Source organism: Pseudomonas sp. P7758 (assembly GCF_013386485.1).
In the GTDB taxonomy this organism is placed as follows: domain Bacteria; phylum Pseudomonadota; class Gammaproteobacteria; order Pseudomonadales; family Pseudomonadaceae; genus Aquipseudomonas.
Genome location: NZ_JACARS010000132.1, coordinates 1 through 14,370, shown reverse-complemented (window position 1 = coordinate 14,370; position 14,370 = coordinate 1). Strand labels below are relative to the sequence as shown.

Below are 14,370 nucleotides of genomic sequence, written 5' to 3'. Positions count from 1 at the left end.
AAATCCTTAGAGAAACCGATCATGAGCGACAACCGCCAATGGGCCCGCGAAGCCATTCGCATTATTGAAGCGGACTTCCAGCGTAGCGCCGACACCCACCTGATCCCCTTGCCAATGCAGGGTTTGCCAGGTATCGAGTTGTATTTCAAGGATGAGTCCAGCCATCCCACCGGCAGCCTGAAACATCGGTTGGCGCGTTCGTTGTTCCTCTATGCGTTGTGCAACGGCTGGCTCAAGCCCGGTGCACCGGTGATCGAAGCCTCCAGCGGTTCCACGGCGATTTCCGAGGCGTACTTCGCCAGGCTGCTGGGCTTGCCGTTTATTGCGGTGATGCCGGCCACCACTTCCCAGGAAAAGATTGCGCAGATCGCGTTCTACGGGGGCAAGAGCCATCTGGTGCAGGATCCGACGCAGATCTACGCCGAATCCGAGCGCCTGGCGCAGGAAAGCGGTGGCCATTTCATGGACCAGTTCACCTATGCCGAACGTGCCACTGACTGGCGCGCCAACAACAACATCGCTGAATCGATCTTCCAGCAACTGCGCTTTGAGCGTTATCCGGAGCCGAGTTGGCTGATTTCCAGCCCCGGCACGGGTGGCACCACGGCGACGTTGGGGCGTTATGTGCGTTATCGCCAGCACTGCACCCGAGTGTTGTGCGCGGACGCGGAGCGTTCGGTGTTTTTCGACTACTACCTGAGCGGCGACGCCAGCCTGCGCCTGGACTGTGGCTCGCGCATCGAAGGTATTGGCCGGCCACGGGTTGAGGCGTCGTTCCTGCCGAAAGTGATTGATGCGATGGTCAAGGTGCCGGATGCGCTGTCCCTGGCGGCCATGCATTACCTGGCGCAGCGCTTGGGGCGGCGAGTAGGCGGCTCAAGTGGCACCAACCTGATCGGTGCGTTGATCGCGGCGCAGCAGATGAAGGCGGCAGGGGAGTCGGGCTCGATCGTGGCGATCTTGTGCGACGGCGGTGAGCGCTATGCCACGACCTATTACGATCAGACCTGGCTGGCAGGGCAGGGGTATGAGTTGGAGGGTTTGATTGCGGCCGTTGCGGCGAGTGTCGAGCGGGGGCAACCGTTGCCGGAAAGCATCCTGCGCGCCAATATCTAAAACACCGCATTACCAATGTGGGAGCGGGCTTGCTCGCGAATGCGGAGTGTCAGCCAATACATGATTCGGCTGATCCACCGCATTCGCGAGCAAGCCCGCTCCCACATTTGATCTGCTGCGTTTTCAGCGCAGTGGTTAAGCCTCCAGGCCCAACATATCCCGCGCCAGCGCCTCGGCAATCCGAATCCCGTCGACACCCGCCGACAAAATCCCACCGGCATAACCGGCACCTTCGCCCGCCGGGAACAGGCCTTTCACGTTCAGGCTCTGCATCGACTCGTTACGGGTAATCCGCAGCGGCGAAGAAGTGCGGGTCTCGATCCCGGTCAGGACCGCGTCGTGCAGCGAGTAGCCCTTGATCTGCTTCTCGAACGCCGGCAACGCTTCGCGGATGGCTTCGATGGCAAACTCCGGCAACGCCAGCGCCAGGTCACCCAGGGCTACGCCGGGCTTGTAGGATGGCTCCACGGTACCGATGGCGGTGGACGGCTTGCCGGCGATGAAATCACCCACCAGCTGCGCCGGTGCTTCGTAGTTGCTGCCGCCGAGGATGAACGCGTGGGATTCCAGGCGTTCCTGCAACTCGATCCCGGCCAGCGGGCCGCCCGGGTAATCCACTTCCGGGGTGATGCCCACCACGATCCCGGAGTTGGCGTTGCGTTCGTTACGGGAGTACTGGCTCATGCCGTTGGTTACTACGCGGTTCGGCTCTGATGTCGCCGCGACCACGGTACCGCCCGGGCACATGCAGAAGCTGTACACCGAACGGCCGTTCTGGGCGTGGTGCACCAGTTTGTAATCGGCGGCCCCGAGTTTCGGGTGGCCGGCGTACTTGCCCAGGCGTGCAGCGTCGATCAGCGACTGCGGGTGTTCGATACGGAAACCCACCGAGAACGGCTTGGCTTCCATGTACACGCCACGGCCATGCAGCATGCGGAAGGTATCGCGGGCGCTGTGGCCGAGGGCCAGGATTACGTGCTTGGACAGGATCTGCTCGCCGCCATCCACCACCACGCCATTCAACTGGCCGTCTTCGATCAGCACGTCGGTGACCCGCTGCTCGAAGCGCACTTCACCGCCCAGGGCGATGATCTGCTGGCGCATGTTTTCCACGACGCCGGTCAGGCGAAACGTACCGATATGCGGCTTGCTGACGTAGAGGATTTCGTCTGGCGCACCGGCCTTGACGAACTCGTGCAGCACCTTGCGACCGTGGAATTTCGGGTCCTTGATCTGGCTGTAGAGCTTGCCGTCGGAGAAGGTCCCGGCGCCGCCTTCACCGAACTGCACGTTGGATTCCGGGTTCAGCACATTCTTGCGCCAAAGGCCCCAGGTGTCCTTGGTGCGCTGGCGCACTTCGCGGCCGCGCTCGAGGATGATCGGCTTGAAACCCATCTGTGCCAGCAACAGCCCGGCGAAGATCCCGCACGGGCCAAAACCGACGACGATCGGCCGCTCGGTCAGGCCTTCCGGCGCATGGCCCACGACCTTGTAGCTGATGTCCGGCGCCGGGTTGACGTTGCGGTCGTCGGCGAACTTGAGCAGCAGGGCCGCCTCGCCTTTGACTTCCAGGTCGATGGTGTAGATGAAGCACAGCTCCGACGATTTCTTGCGGGCGTCGTAGCTGCGTTTGAACAGGGTGAAATCGAGCAGGTCATCACTGGCGATGCCCAGGCGTTGCACAATGGCAGGCCGCAGGTCTTCTTCGGGATGGTCGATGGGCAGCTTGAGTTCGGTGATTCGTAACATGACAGGAATCCGGTAGGCGGCGGGCAAAGAGGCCGGCTGTTTTGCAAACCGGCGATTATAAGCCCCAACAGCGGTTTCCCGTCATGCTAAAACAGCGCAGGGCGCAATCAGTCGTCTCGCGAACCGCCGAACGACGCGCAACCGCGTTGCACCTGGCCGTTGACCCGAAGCTCGGCGGACATGTGCTGCAGGCTGCCGCTGGCGCTGTCGACACAGCGTTGCGGGGCCACCCACAGTTCGATGTGCTGGTTATTCGCTTCGGTCATCAGGTTGAACCGTCCGTCGCCCGATTGCTCTTCCACATACGGCACGGCCAATGGTGGCTGGCCTTCGCGTTCCAGCACCATGCCCTTGGCGGTGACGTTCATCGCCCAGGCCGGCTTGTGGCCGTTGGCCCGCAGGATCATGCGCTTGAAGTCCGGGTCATCACAGGCCGAGGTCGAGCGCTCGACGCGGTACACCTGTTGCAGGTCCACCGTGCCCTGGGTGCCGCTGGCGACGCCGGAGAACTTGCCACGCAGGTCGGCAAACAGTGCGCCTTGCTGGCCGGCCAGGGAGGCGGCCTCCTGCAGGATGCTGGTGCCACCGGTGTCGTTGACCACGTAGTTGCGTTTGTCGTTGCAGGGCTGGAACAGCAGTTTGTCACCCTGCGCCGTCAACTCGCCCTGCATGCGGGTCATCCCGGCGAGAGAGGGCTTGGCCGGCTCGTTATCGAACATCTGGCAGGCGGCGAACAGGGGCAACAGGGCAAACAAGGCTAGGGTACGGGCGGCACGCATTATCGGGTCTCCTGATAAGTGCCGCCACGTTACGCAGGCTGGCGGTGCATCACAAGCCCGGGACACAGGTTGAATAAGGTGTGCCGGGGGCGATCATCCCTGCTGGGACTTTTCCTATAGAGGGATCTGAACGGTCATGGGAACGTCTTTCTCTTTTATTCGGAAAGCCGCGATGACTATTCGATGGAATCTGTGGGGGCTGTTACTGGTGACGGGTTCTGCACTGGGCAGTGAACCGGCGCGGCTGGAGTACTCCTCTGCCACTGACTTTACCGAGATCTCGATCACCGTGAAGAGGACGCCTGACAGTATCCCGGACTTTATTTCGGTCAATGTCACGCTGAGCCCGGAGGCCAGGGCCCGCACGGCTGCAATTACTTTACTGGCTTACAACAAGCAGGTTTCGACATACGTAGACGGCTACAACGTGAGTGATGGCGCCACTGTAATGGGTGTGCTGAACACACGAGAAATACAGTTTTCCGTCCCCCAGGACATGCTCCGTAAATGGATGCCCTGGGTTCAACGGTGACGGCTTTTCAGGCTGGTCAACCAACGATAAACGTCTGCCCGGTCTGCAAGCCTTCCACGCTTTTCGCGTAGGCCAACGCCACTTCTGCACCCGGAGCCGGTTTGTACCCACGGAAGTACGGCGCGTAGCTGCCCATGGCTTCCAGCAGGACGGTAGGGCTGACCGAGTTGATGCGCAGGCCGCGGGGCAGTTCGATCGCAGCGGCTTTCACGAATGCATCCAGCGCGCCGTTGACCAGGGCAGCCGAAGCACCGGTGCGAATCGGATCGCGGTTGAGAATGCCGCTGGTGAAGGTGAACGACGCGCCGTCATTGGCGAACTCGCGGCCAATCAGCAGCAGGTTGACCTGGCCCATCAGCTTGTCTTGCAGGCCCAGGTCAAAATCGGTTTCGCTCATGTCGCCCAGGGGCACGAAGTTGACGCTGCCGGCGGCGCAGATCAGTGCGTCGAATTTGCCGGTCTGTTCGAACAGTTTGCGGATCGAGGCGCTGTCGCTGATATCGACCTGGAAGTCGCCACTTTTGCGACCGATGCTGATCACTTCATGCCGTTGGGACAGTTCTGCCTTCACCGCCGAACCCACGGTACCGCTTGCGCCAATCAACAGGATTTTCATCGTGCCTTCCTCCAGATGTGTAGGTGAAGTTTCAGTCTAGAGTGATTTTTTGCGCGGATAAGTGCACTAATAGGCAACCTTTGGTTTTCAATTGGAAACAATCCATGAGCGAAATGGATGACCTCGCCGCGTTTGCCGTGTTGATCGAAGCCGGCAGCTTTACCTTGGCGGCCCAGCAACTGGGCTGCAGCAAAGGGCAACTGTCCAAGCGCATCAGCCAGTTGGAAGCGCAGTTTTCGGTGGTGTTGTTGCATCGCACCACCCGCCGCCTGAGCCTGACGGCGGCGGGTGCGGCACTGTTGCCGCAAGCCCAGGCGTTGGTGGTCCAGGTGGAGCGGGCACGTCAGGCATTGGCCAGGCTCAAGGATGATCTCGTCGGTCCGGTGCGTATGACGGTTCCGGTGTCCCTCGGCGAAACCTTCTTCGACGGTCTGTTGCTGGAGTTTTCCCGGGAGTACCCACAGGTGCAGATCGAGTTGGAACTCAACAACCAGTACCGGGACCTGGCGCGGGATGGCTTCGACCTGGCGGTACGTTCGGAGGTCGCCAACGACGAGCGTCTGGTCGCCAAGCCGTTGCTCGCCTGGCACGAGATGACCTGCGCCAGCCCGGCTTACCTGGAACAGCACGGCGAGCCGCTGACGCCGGCGGAACTGGTGGGCCACAACTGCTTGCTGAACAGCCACTACAGTGGTCGTGAAGAGTGGCTGTATCACCAACAGCATGAGCTGCTGCGGGTTCGGGTATCCGGGACCTTTGCCTCCAACCATTACAACTTGTTGAAGAAGGCTGCACTGGTGGGGGCGGGCATCGCGCGCTTGCCGTCCTACGTGCTGCACGCGGAATTGGCTGACGGTCGCCTGCGCTGGCTCCTGCGGGATTATCAGACCCGCAGCATGCCGATGTACCTGGTCCATCCGTATCAGGGCGGCCTGCCGCGCCGCACCCAGGTACTCGCAGATTATCTGGTGGGCTGGTTCAAGCGCAGCGGCGAAGCCCTCGATCGCCTTTAGCGGTAGCGTCGCGCAATCAGGTGATCAATCGAGAAGCTGCCCGGCCCCTTGGCCATCAACAGCAGCAGCAATGCGATCCAGGTGCCGTGGGTCGGGTAGGCGTCCGGGTAGACGAAAAGCTGGATGGTCAGGGTCATGCCCAGCAGCGCCAGCGCCGAGAATCGCGTGGCAAACCCCACGAGGATCAGCACCGGGAAGAAATGCTCGGCGAACGCAGCCATGTGCGCCGCCACTTCCGCAGACAGCAGCGGCACGTGGTATTCGCTGCGAAACAGCGGCAGGGTGGACGGCGCCAAGTGCGGCCAGCCCAGCTGGAAGGTCCCGCCGATCAGGTCCACGGCGAGGCCTTCCACTTTGGTCTGGCCGGATTTCCAGAACACCGCCGCGATAGAGAAGCGTGCGACAAAGGCGATCAGGCTGTAGGGGATTTTCTCGAAGCACTGGATGATCCGTTGGATGAGCCCGGGAGCGGTGGTGTTCATGGCGATACCTTGGGTTCTGTGTGCAAGTGGGTGATGGCGCCGTGACCGATCAGCAGGGCCAGGCATTGGTGCAGGTCAAATTCGGCGGCCGCATCGAGGGCGTAGGCCACGGCCATTTCCAATGGCCAACCGTTGTTCAGGCTGTTGATAAACGTCGCTGAGCCGCTGTCGATGTGAAATACCTGCACGTGCAGGCCATTGCGTAGCACCAGCGCGCTTTGGGCATGGAAGGGGTCGAGGGTGGCGAGGGATTCGCCGGTCTGATGCGCCGCCCATAAAGCCACCACGGCGTAGGCCGAGTTCAGGGTGGCCAGGGATGGATGCAGTTGCAGGCGCAGTTCGCCCAGGTCCGACTGTTGTTGCAGGGTGGCGATGACCTCCTGTTGATCCAGTGGCTGTGCGTCTGCCGCGTGGTAGGCCCTCACCCGCAATCGCTCCAGGCGCGCCACATCAGCCAGGTAAGGCACGCTGGCGGCGGGCGCGAAGCCCTGGATAAAGTCCGCCAGGTCGCTGCCGTACTCATTGATCAGAGGGCTTGTCGGCGGGAAACCCTGGACATACACACCGGCCATCGCCCGAAAAAACTCATCGCCCACCAGTTGCAGGGTGACCGGGTAGCCGGCGGCCAGCGCGTTGATCAGCGAGCTATGGACATTGTTGCGATACACCGCAAAACGACTGGCCGGATCGGCGCCGTTGCAGCTGAACAAGCCTTGCGGGCAGTTTTCCTCGGGGGACAGCAGGGCGCGGCTAAAGACGTCCTGGCGGCTCATGCACGCACCTCCAGCAGAAACCGGTCGGCCTCGCGTGCTTCAGCGTGCAGCACGCTGAACGCCGGCACCTGGTTGTCGCGCTCGATCAGCGTGGCGACCGGCCCGGTGCGGCTGAGCACGTGCTGGTAGAGCTGCCATACCGCGTTGTCGATGGGGGCGCCGTGATCGTCAATCAGCAAACGGTCGCCGAGGCTGTCGGTGTCTTCGGCAAACCCTGCCAGGTGAATCTCGCCCACGGCGTGCAACGGCAAGGCCTCTATGTACTTCAGCGGGTCTTGCTGATGGTTGATGCACGACACATACACATTGTTCACGTCCAGCAGCAGCCCGCAGCCGGTGCGGCGAATCGCTTCGCTGATGAAGTCGGTCTCTTCCAGGGTGGAGCACTGGAATTGCAGATAGGTCGACGGGTTCTCCAGCAGCATGGTCCGCTGCAGGCGGGTTTGTACCTGGTCGATGTGTTCGCACACCCGCTTCAGGGTTTCATCGTCATACGCCAGCGGCAGCAAATCATTGAGAAACACCGGGCCGTGGCTGGACCAGGCCAGGTGTTCGGAAAAGGAGTGGGGTTGATAGCGTTCGATCAGCGTGGCCAAGCGCGCCAGGTGCTCGTCGTTCAGCGGACCTTCGCCGCCAATGGACAGGCCTACACCGTGCAGCGACAGCGGGTACTGTTCGCGGATCAAGCCCAGGTAGTGATGGAAAGGCCCGCCGGCCACCATGTAGTTTTCGGCGTGGACTTCAAAAAAACCGATATCGGGGGACGTCTCGAGCACTTCACTGAAGTGCTCGTTCTTGAGCCCCAGCCCGGCCCGACGGGGGAGGCCGGGCGCCTGAGCCTGGGAGATGGAGTGGGTGAATGAGAGCGTCATCGTCAGTACTCAGGCTGTGCAGGGTTTCAGGACTTGGCGGTGAAGGCAGCTTCCTGGCCGAAGCCGGTTGGCGAGGTGGTGCTTGGGGTTTTCAGGCAGGTACCGGCCGGGACCAGTTTCCAGGCGTTGGCCTGATCCTTGACCTTCGAGGTGCCCGCGCAGGAAGTGCCCGCGCCTGCGGCGCAATCGTTCTTGCCGGCTTCGGCTACACCGAAGCATTTCTGCATGTCATCGGCGGCGTGGGCGGTGGTGGTCAGGGCGGACAGGCTCAGGGCCGAACCCAGGGCCAGGACGAGGGTGGCGGCGGACAGCGAGCGGGTTTTGGTAGTCATGGTGTATCTCCAGCAGTGGGTTGAGTTGGCAAGCATGTTCGCCTGCTTACACCACTAGAGAAAGGGGGAAGGGATTCGTTACAAAGCCGGGGAAAATAATTTCAGGTTTCGCCAAAGTCTTTGGTTCACACCAAACAAATGTGGGAGCGGGCTTGCTCGCGAAGGCAGTGGGTCAGTCACCCAACAAGTTGGCTGATCCACCGCCTTCGCGAGCAAGCCCGCTCCCACAAAAGCCCGCTCATACATTGACCAGATGGGCATCAACCGCCCAGATAAGCCTCACGTACTTTCGGATCGGTCAGCAGTTGTTCGCCGCTGCCCTGCATCACCACTCGGCCGTTTTCCAGCACGTAGGCGCGGTCGGCAATCTTCAGCGCCTGGTTGGCGTTCTGCTCCACCAGGAACACCGTCACACCGTCCTTGCGCAGCTGTTCGATGATGTCGAAGATCTGCTGGATGATGATCGGCGCCAACCCCAGGGACGGTTCGTCCAGCAACAACAGCTTGGGCTTGCTCATCAGCGCGCGGCCGATGGCGAGCATTTGCTGTTCGCCGCCGGACATGGTGCCGCCGCGCTGGCTGAAGCGTTCCTTGAGCCGCGGGAACAGGTGCAGCACCTTGTCCATCTGCTCCTGGTAATCGCCCTTGTCGGTGAAGAACCCGCCCATGGCGAGGTTCTCTTCCACGGTCAGGCGGGCAAATACCCGGCGGCCTTCCGGAACCACGGCAATGCTCTTGCGCATGATCTCGGAGGAGGCCTGGCCCACCAGCTCCTCACCCATGTAGCGGATGCTGCCGCTGTGAGCCTGGGGCGAACCGCACAGGGTCATCAGCAGCGTGGATTTACCGGCACCGTTGGCGCCGATCAGGGTAACGATTTCGCCCTGGCGCACTTCCACGTTGACGCTGTGCAGCGCCTGGATCTTGCCGTAGAAAGTGGAAACGTTTTCGAATTGCAGCATTTTACGCTTCCCCCAAATAGGCTTTGATCACTTCCGGGTTGTCGCGGATCTGCTCCGGCGTACCGTCGGCCAGTGGCGTGCCCTGGTTGATCACGACGATATGGTCGGAAATGCTCATGACCAGTTTCATGTCGTGTTCGATCAGCAGCACGGTGGCGTTGTTTTCTTCACGCAGCACACTGATCAGCGCCTTGAGGTCTTCTGTTTCCTTCGGGTTCAAGCCGGCGGCCGGTTCGTCGAGCATGAGGATCCGCGGGCGGGTCATCATGCAGCGGGCGATTTCCAGGCGCCGTTGCTGACCGTAGGCCAGGGTGCCGGCAGGACGGTTGGCAAACTCGGTGAGGTTGACCTTGTCCAGCCAGTACGCTGCATATTCCATGGCCTCGCGCTCGCTCTTGCGGAACGACGGAGTCTTGAACAGGCCGGCAAAGAAGTTGGTGTTCAGGTGGCGATGCTGGGCGATCAACAGGTTCTCGACCGCCGTCATGTCCTTGAACAACCGCACGTTCTGGAAGGTCCGCACCACGCCCTTGCGGGCGATCTCGTGGCCGGCCAGGCCCTGGATCGGCTGGCCGTCCAGCAGGATGGTGCCGCCAGCCGGCTTGTAGAAGCCGGTCAGGCAGTTGAACACCGTAGTCTTGCCGGCGCCGTTGGGGCCGATCAGGGCCACGACTTGTTTCTCTTGCACGGTCAGGGCCACGCCGTTGACCGCCAGCAAACCGCCGAAGCGCATGCTCAAGTTTTCGACTTTCAGGATCTCGCGGCTCATTTGCGCAGCTCCATGTGGGGACGTTGCATGGGCAGCAGGCCTTGAGGTCGCCAGATCATCATCAGCACCATCATGGCGCCGAACATCAACATGCGGTATTCGCTGAATTCACGCATCATTTCCGGCAGCAGGATCATCACGATCGCCGCGAGGATCACGCCCAGCTGCGAGCCCATGCCGCCCAGTACCACGATGGCGAGGATGATTGCCGACTCGATGAAGGTGAACGACTCCGGCGTCACCAAACCTTGGCGAGCGGCGAAGAAGCTGCCAGCAAAACCGGCGAAGGTGGCCCCGAGGGTGAATGCCGAAAGCTTGATGACGGTCGGGTTCATGCCTAGTGCACGGCAGGCGATTTCATCTTCGCGCAGCGCTTCCCACGCACGGCCGATCGGCATGCGCAGCAGGCGGTTGATCACGAACAGCGCCGCCAGTGCCAGCAGCAGGGCCACCAGGTACAGGAACACCACTTTGCTCACCGGGTTGTAGTCGATCCCGAAGTACTCGTGGAACGTCTGCATGCCTTCGGCCGCGGTGCGGTCGAACGTCAGCCCGAAGAACGTCGGCTTGGGAATGCTGCTGATGCCGTTGGGGCCGCCGGTGATATCGGTGAGGTTACGCAGGAACAGACGGATGATTTCACCGAAGCCCAGGGTCACGATCGCCAGGTAGTCACCGCGCAAGCGCAGTACCGGGAAGCCCAGCAGGAAGCCAAATGTGGCCGCCGCCATGCCGGCCAGTGGCAGGCAGATCCAGAAGCCCCAGCCCAGGTAGTGCGAGAGCAGCGCGTAGGTGTAGGCACCCACCGCGTAGAAGCCCACATAGCCCAGGTCGAGCAGGCCGGCGAGACCCACCACGATGTTCAGGCCCAGGCCCAGCAACACGTAGATCAGGATCAGCGTCGCGATATCCACCGCACCACGGGAACCGAAGAAAGGCCAGATCAACGCGGCCACGATCAGGCCGATGATGATGTAGCGCTGGGTGCGCGGCAGGGTCAGGAACTGGCTGACCTTGGGCGAAACCAACGGCCCACGGTTGGACTTGAGGAGTGCCCCGACCTGCTGGGTGAACAGCACGCGCAGGAACATCAGCACCGAGCACAGGGCAATGATGGTCAATGTCACGGGGCCGGTGCCATGCACTTCGAGGTTGATCCCGACAATGCTCAGCTTGAGCCCGAGTACCGGGAAGGCCACGGCCCAGACCAGCAAGGCGCTGAAAAACGCCGATTTAAGATATCTGCTCATACTTTCTCAACCTCCGGACGGCCCAGAATGCCGGTCGGCCGGAACAACAGCACCAGAACCAATAGACCGAATGCCACCACGTCCTTGTACTGGTCACCGAATACGTCGGCGCCAAAGGCTTCAGCCACCCCCAGCACCAGCCCGCCGAGCATCGCGCCCGGAATGCTGCCGATGCCGCCCAATACCGCCGCGGTGAAGGCCTTGAGGCCCACCAGGAAACCGGCGTTGGGGTTGATCACGCCGTACTGCATGCTCAGCAACACGGCAGCGATAGCCGCCAGTGCGGCACCGATGACGAAGGTCAGGGCGATGATGTTGTTGGTGTTGATGCCCAACAGGTTGGCCATCTTGATGTCTTCGGCGCAGGCCCGGCAGGCGCGCCCCAGACGGGAGCGAGAGATGAACAGGGTCAGGCCGAGCATTGCCACCAGGGTGACGACGAAGACCAGGACCTGCATGTAGGAAATCAGCACTTCTTGTGCGCCACCTGGGCCGAAGGAGAAGCTCCCCGGGATCAGGTTGGGAATGGATTTGTCCTTGGAATCCTGGGACAGCAATACGGTGTTCTGCAGGAAAATCGACATGCCGATCGCAGAGATCAGCGGGATCAAGCGGTTGCTGCCACGCAAGGGGCGGTACGCAACGCGTTCGATACTGTAGCCATAGGCACTGGTTACGACGATGGACGCCAGGAATGCAGCGGTCATCAACAGCGGCAGGGAATGGATACCCAGCATGGCCAGCCCGGCAAGGGCGATGAAGGCCACGTAGGAACCAATCATGTACACCTCGCCATGGGCGAAGTTAATCATTCCAATGATGCCGTAAACCATTGTGTAGCCAATGGCTATCAAGGCATAGGTGCTGCCAACGGTCATGCCGTTAACCAGCGTTTGGAAAAAATGATAGATCTCAGGCATTACAGCGCTCCTAAAAACCCGATACGCATTTCACTGGTGGAGTCAATTTCCGGCTCGGTGCCCTGTTCTGTGATCAGGTTGCACAAAGCGTTTGCCAGCGAACCGCTGGTGACGGTTTTAAGATTTTCAGGTGAGCCAGCGCCCGGATCGCGGGTGACAGGCCCATAAACCTCGTAAAACAAAGCCCACTGCTTGCACAGTGGGCTTGTTGACCAGTAACGCCTGGCTTACTGAGGGGAAACTTCGGTTTTTGGTTTGCCGAAGTGCCATTCGTAGACCACGAACTTGAAGTCCTTCAGGTCGCCCTTGGCGTCGAAGCTCAGGTCGCCGGTCGGGGTCTTGAAGGTACCGGCGTGGATGGCCGCTGCCACCTTGGCGGTGTCTTCGCTCTTCGCGGCAGCGATACCGCCGGCGATCACTTCAACAGCCGAGTAGGCCGGGAACACGAACGGACCGGTTGGGTCCTGCTTGTTCTTGGTGAACTCTTCAACGATTGCCTTGTTGGCAGGATCGGTGTCGAAGGATTTCGGCAGGGTAACCAGCAGGCCTTCGGAAGCGTTCTGGGCGATTTGCGAGATGGAGTCGTTGCCGACGCCTTCAGGGCCCATGAACTTGGCGTTCACGCCTTTTTCCTTGGCTTGGCGCAGGATCAGGCCCAGCTCAGGGTGGTAGCCGCCGTAGTAGACGAAGTCGACGTTGGCTTGCTTGAGCTTCTGGATCAGCGAACCGAAGTCTTTGTCGCCAGCGTTGATGCCTTCGAAGAGGGCAACTTTCACGCCTTTCTTCTCGAGGGTTTGTTTAACGGCGGTGGCGATGCCTTCACCGTATTGCTGTTTGTCGTGGATAACGGCTACGACTTTCGGCTTCACGTGGTCGGCGATGTAGTTACCGGCGGCAGGGCCCTGGGCGCTGTCCAGGCCGATGGTGCGGAAGACCAGCTTGTAGCCACGGGACGTGATTTCCGGGCTGGTGGCAGCCGGGGTGATCATGATCACGCCTTCGTCTTCGTAGATGTCGGATGCTGGCTGAGTGGAGCTGGAGCAAAGGTGACCGACCACGAACTTGACGCCGTCGTTGACCACTTTGTTGGCTACGGCCACGGCTTGTTTTGGATCGCAAGCGTCGTCGTATTCCTTGGCTTCGAGCATTTTGCCATCTACGCCGCCCTTGGCGTTGATGTCGGCGATGGCCTGCTTGGCACCCATGAACTGCATGTCGCCGTACTGGGTCACAGGGCCGGTTTTAGGGCCGGCAATACCGATCTTGATGGTGTCAGCTGCGAACGAATGGCTGGCAACCCCGGCCAGGACCATAGCGGCAAACAGTTTGGAAATCTGCTTAGTAGCCTTATTCATAGTGCTCCACTCTTACTGTTGTATTTTTTATAGTTCTAGCGGCCTTGTGAGCTGCAGAACCGGATCAGATATCTCGGATATCCCCCGGCAGCGGCCTGGCAACTGTACCGGTACAGTGTAGAGCGCCGGTTGATCGCTTGAAAAGCTGGCTGCTGGGGGCAAAACCCGGGTATGTCGCTTAAATGAAAGAAAAAGACAGAATTGCGGCGGGGTGATGCCAGAGTTTCGGGCAATCCTTGGCTTTCCTGACACTTTCGTTCGGTGCCTCATTTGCAACTGGGTTTTTCTGCCTGGGGCTCGACGGTATGATTGCGCCGATTTTTTCTTCAGGTGAACTCCCATGACGCAAGAACCTAGCACCCTCTATGCCAAGCTGCTTGGTGAAACTGCCGAAATTTCCTGGAAGGAGCTTGAGCCGTTCTTTGCCAAGGGTGCCCTATTGTGGGTCGACGCCGGGCTGGATTTGATCGAGGCCGCCGAGGGCATGGCTGAGGACAACCGTGAGAAAGTCGCTGCCTGGCTGGCTGCGGGGAGTCTTGGCGAGGTGTCTGCGACGCGGGCATTGGATCTGGTTGAGCGGGATCCGAGTTTGTGGGCGGTGGTGGTTTCGCCGTGGATTCTGATCCAGGAAAGGGCAATGTAGGAAATGCATGCGCGAAAAGGGTGCGTGATTTTTCCGAGTTTAAGTGTGTAGGCGGGTAACTGCATTTGCGGTGATGGCACCTTGCCGTAGAGAAAGGTCACAGGCGGGGGTTACGTGCGCGTCATGGGAACAGTTTTGGTAGCGGCGGAGTGCGGGGGGAATTGTTTCTGGGTATGTGTACATATTCGTTATTTAGGTAACGGCCAC

17 protein-coding genes are annotated in these 14,370 nt (G+C 60.6%); 4 read left to right on the top strand and 13 right to left on the bottom strand.

Going from position 1 to position 14,370, the window contains the following annotated elements; genetic code table 11:
• Positions 1-18 precede the first annotated feature (18 nt).
• A complete protein-coding gene (locus tag HX873_RS25350; RefSeq protein ID WP_177123379.1) occupies positions 19-1,116 on the top strand; it encodes a PLP-dependent cysteine synthase family protein in 1,098 nt (365 codons plus the stop codon).
• Positions 1,117-1,251: 135 nt separating this feature from the next.
• On the opposite strand, the gene HX873_RS25345 is transcribed toward HX873_RS25350, so the two are convergent.
• Entirely contained in the window at positions 1,252-2,865 is a 1,614-nt protein-coding gene (locus tag HX873_RS25345) for an NAD(P)/FAD-dependent oxidoreductase (RefSeq protein ID WP_177123373.1), read from the bottom strand.
• A gap of 107 nt (positions 2,866-2,972) precedes the next feature.
• Positions 2,973-3,644 (bottom strand): COG3650 family protein, encoded by a 672-nt coding sequence (locus HX873_RS25340; protein WP_003211681.1) that lies wholly within the window; start codon positions 3,642-3,644, stop codon positions 2,973-2,975.
• A 136-nt stretch (positions 3,645-3,780) separates the two neighbouring features.
• Between HX873_RS25340 and HX873_RS25335 the strand changes: the two genes are divergently transcribed.
• The gene (locus HX873_RS25335) at positions 3,781-4,176 is read left to right on the top strand and encodes a hypothetical protein (RefSeq protein WP_177123372.1); all 396 of its coding nucleotides are present in this window, start codon (positions 3,781-3,783) and stop codon (positions 4,174-4,176) included.
• Positions 4,177-4,192: 16 nt separating this feature from the next.
• Here HX873_RS25335 and HX873_RS25330 read toward each other — a convergent pair whose 3' ends face one another.
• Positions 4,193-4,792 (bottom strand): short chain dehydrogenase, encoded by a 600-nt coding sequence (locus HX873_RS25330; protein ID WP_003211677.1) that lies wholly within the window; start codon positions 4,790-4,792, stop codon positions 4,193-4,195.
• Between the two features lie 104 nt (positions 4,793-4,896).
• Between HX873_RS25330 and HX873_RS25325 the strand changes: the two genes are divergently transcribed.
• Complete coding sequence (locus HX873_RS25325; RefSeq protein ID WP_003211675.1) at positions 4,897-5,805, top strand: LysR family transcriptional regulator; 909 nt, start codon at positions 4,897-4,899, stop codon at positions 5,803-5,805.
• Here the strand turns inward: HX873_RS25325 and HX873_RS25320 are convergent.
• From HX873_RS25320 to HX873_RS25275, 10 genes are all read right to left on the bottom strand, one after another.
• A complete protein-coding gene (locus tag HX873_RS25320; protein WP_003211673.1) occupies positions 5,802-6,287 on the bottom strand; it encodes a DoxX family protein in 486 nt (161 codons plus the stop codon). The two genes, HX873_RS25325 and HX873_RS25320, sit on opposite strands and share 4 nt — an antisense overlap.
• Positions 6,284-7,060 carry a DUF2063 domain-containing protein gene (locus HX873_RS25315; RefSeq protein WP_087693196.1) on the bottom strand — a complete coding sequence of 259 codons (777 nt, stop codon included), beginning with the start codon at positions 7,058-7,060 and terminating at the stop codon, positions 6,284-6,286. Before HX873_RS25315 ends, HX873_RS25320 begins: the two co-directional genes overlap by 4 nt.
• On the bottom strand, positions 7,057-7,932 hold the full coding sequence (locus tag HX873_RS25310; RefSeq protein WP_003211668.1) for a DUF692 domain-containing protein: 876 nt from the start codon (positions 7,930-7,932) through the stop codon (positions 7,057-7,059). Before HX873_RS25310 ends, HX873_RS25315 begins: the two co-directional genes overlap by 4 nt.
• Before the next feature lie 26 nt (positions 7,933-7,958).
• Positions 7,959-8,264 (bottom strand): DUF2282 domain-containing protein, encoded by a 306-nt coding sequence (locus HX873_RS25305; RefSeq protein ID WP_003211666.1) that lies wholly within the window; start codon positions 8,262-8,264, stop codon positions 7,959-7,961.
• 260 nt (positions 8,265-8,524) lie between these two features.
• Entirely contained in the window at positions 8,525-9,226 is a 702-nt protein-coding gene (locus tag HX873_RS25300) for an ABC transporter ATP-binding protein (protein ID WP_003211664.1), read from the bottom strand.
• A 1-nt stretch (position 9,227) separates the two neighbouring features.
• The gene (gene livG, locus HX873_RS25295) at positions 9,228-9,995 is read right to left on the bottom strand and encodes a high-affinity branched-chain amino acid ABC transporter ATP-binding protein LivG (protein WP_003211663.1); all 768 of its coding nucleotides are present in this window, start codon (positions 9,993-9,995) and stop codon (positions 9,228-9,230) included.
• Positions 9,992-11,245, bottom strand: coding sequence for a high-affinity branched-chain amino acid ABC transporter permease LivM (locus HX873_RS25290; protein ID WP_003211661.1), 1,254 nt, complete (start codon positions 11,243-11,245; stop codon positions 9,992-9,994). Before HX873_RS25290 ends, livG begins: the two co-directional genes overlap by 4 nt.
• The gene (livH, locus tag HX873_RS25285; RefSeq protein ID WP_017137212.1) at positions 11,242-12,165 is read right to left on the bottom strand and encodes a high-affinity branched-chain amino acid ABC transporter permease LivH; all 924 of its coding nucleotides are present in this window, start codon (positions 12,163-12,165) and stop codon (positions 11,242-11,244) included. Before livH ends, HX873_RS25290 begins: the two co-directional genes overlap by 4 nt.
• The gene (locus HX873_RS25280) at positions 12,165-12,347 is read right to left on the bottom strand and encodes a hypothetical protein (RefSeq protein ID WP_003211657.1); all 183 of its coding nucleotides are present in this window, start codon (positions 12,345-12,347) and stop codon (positions 12,165-12,167) included. The genes livH and HX873_RS25280 overlap by 1 nt, the downstream gene beginning before the upstream one ends.
• 45 nt (positions 12,348-12,392) lie before the next feature.
• The gene (locus tag HX873_RS25275) at positions 12,393-13,520 is read right to left on the bottom strand and encodes a branched-chain amino acid ABC transporter substrate-binding protein (RefSeq protein WP_087693197.1); all 1,128 of its coding nucleotides are present in this window, start codon (positions 13,518-13,520) and stop codon (positions 12,393-12,395) included.
• 340 nt (positions 13,521-13,860) lie between these two features.
• Here HX873_RS25275 and HX873_RS25270 point away from each other — a divergent pair, with 340 nt between their 5' ends.
• Positions 13,861-14,163: a DUF2288 domain-containing protein gene (locus HX873_RS25270; RefSeq protein ID WP_177123371.1), complete on the top strand. Its 303-nt coding sequence runs from the start codon at positions 13,861-13,863 to the stop codon at positions 14,161-14,163.
• Positions 14,164-14,370: the final 207 nt, after the last annotated feature.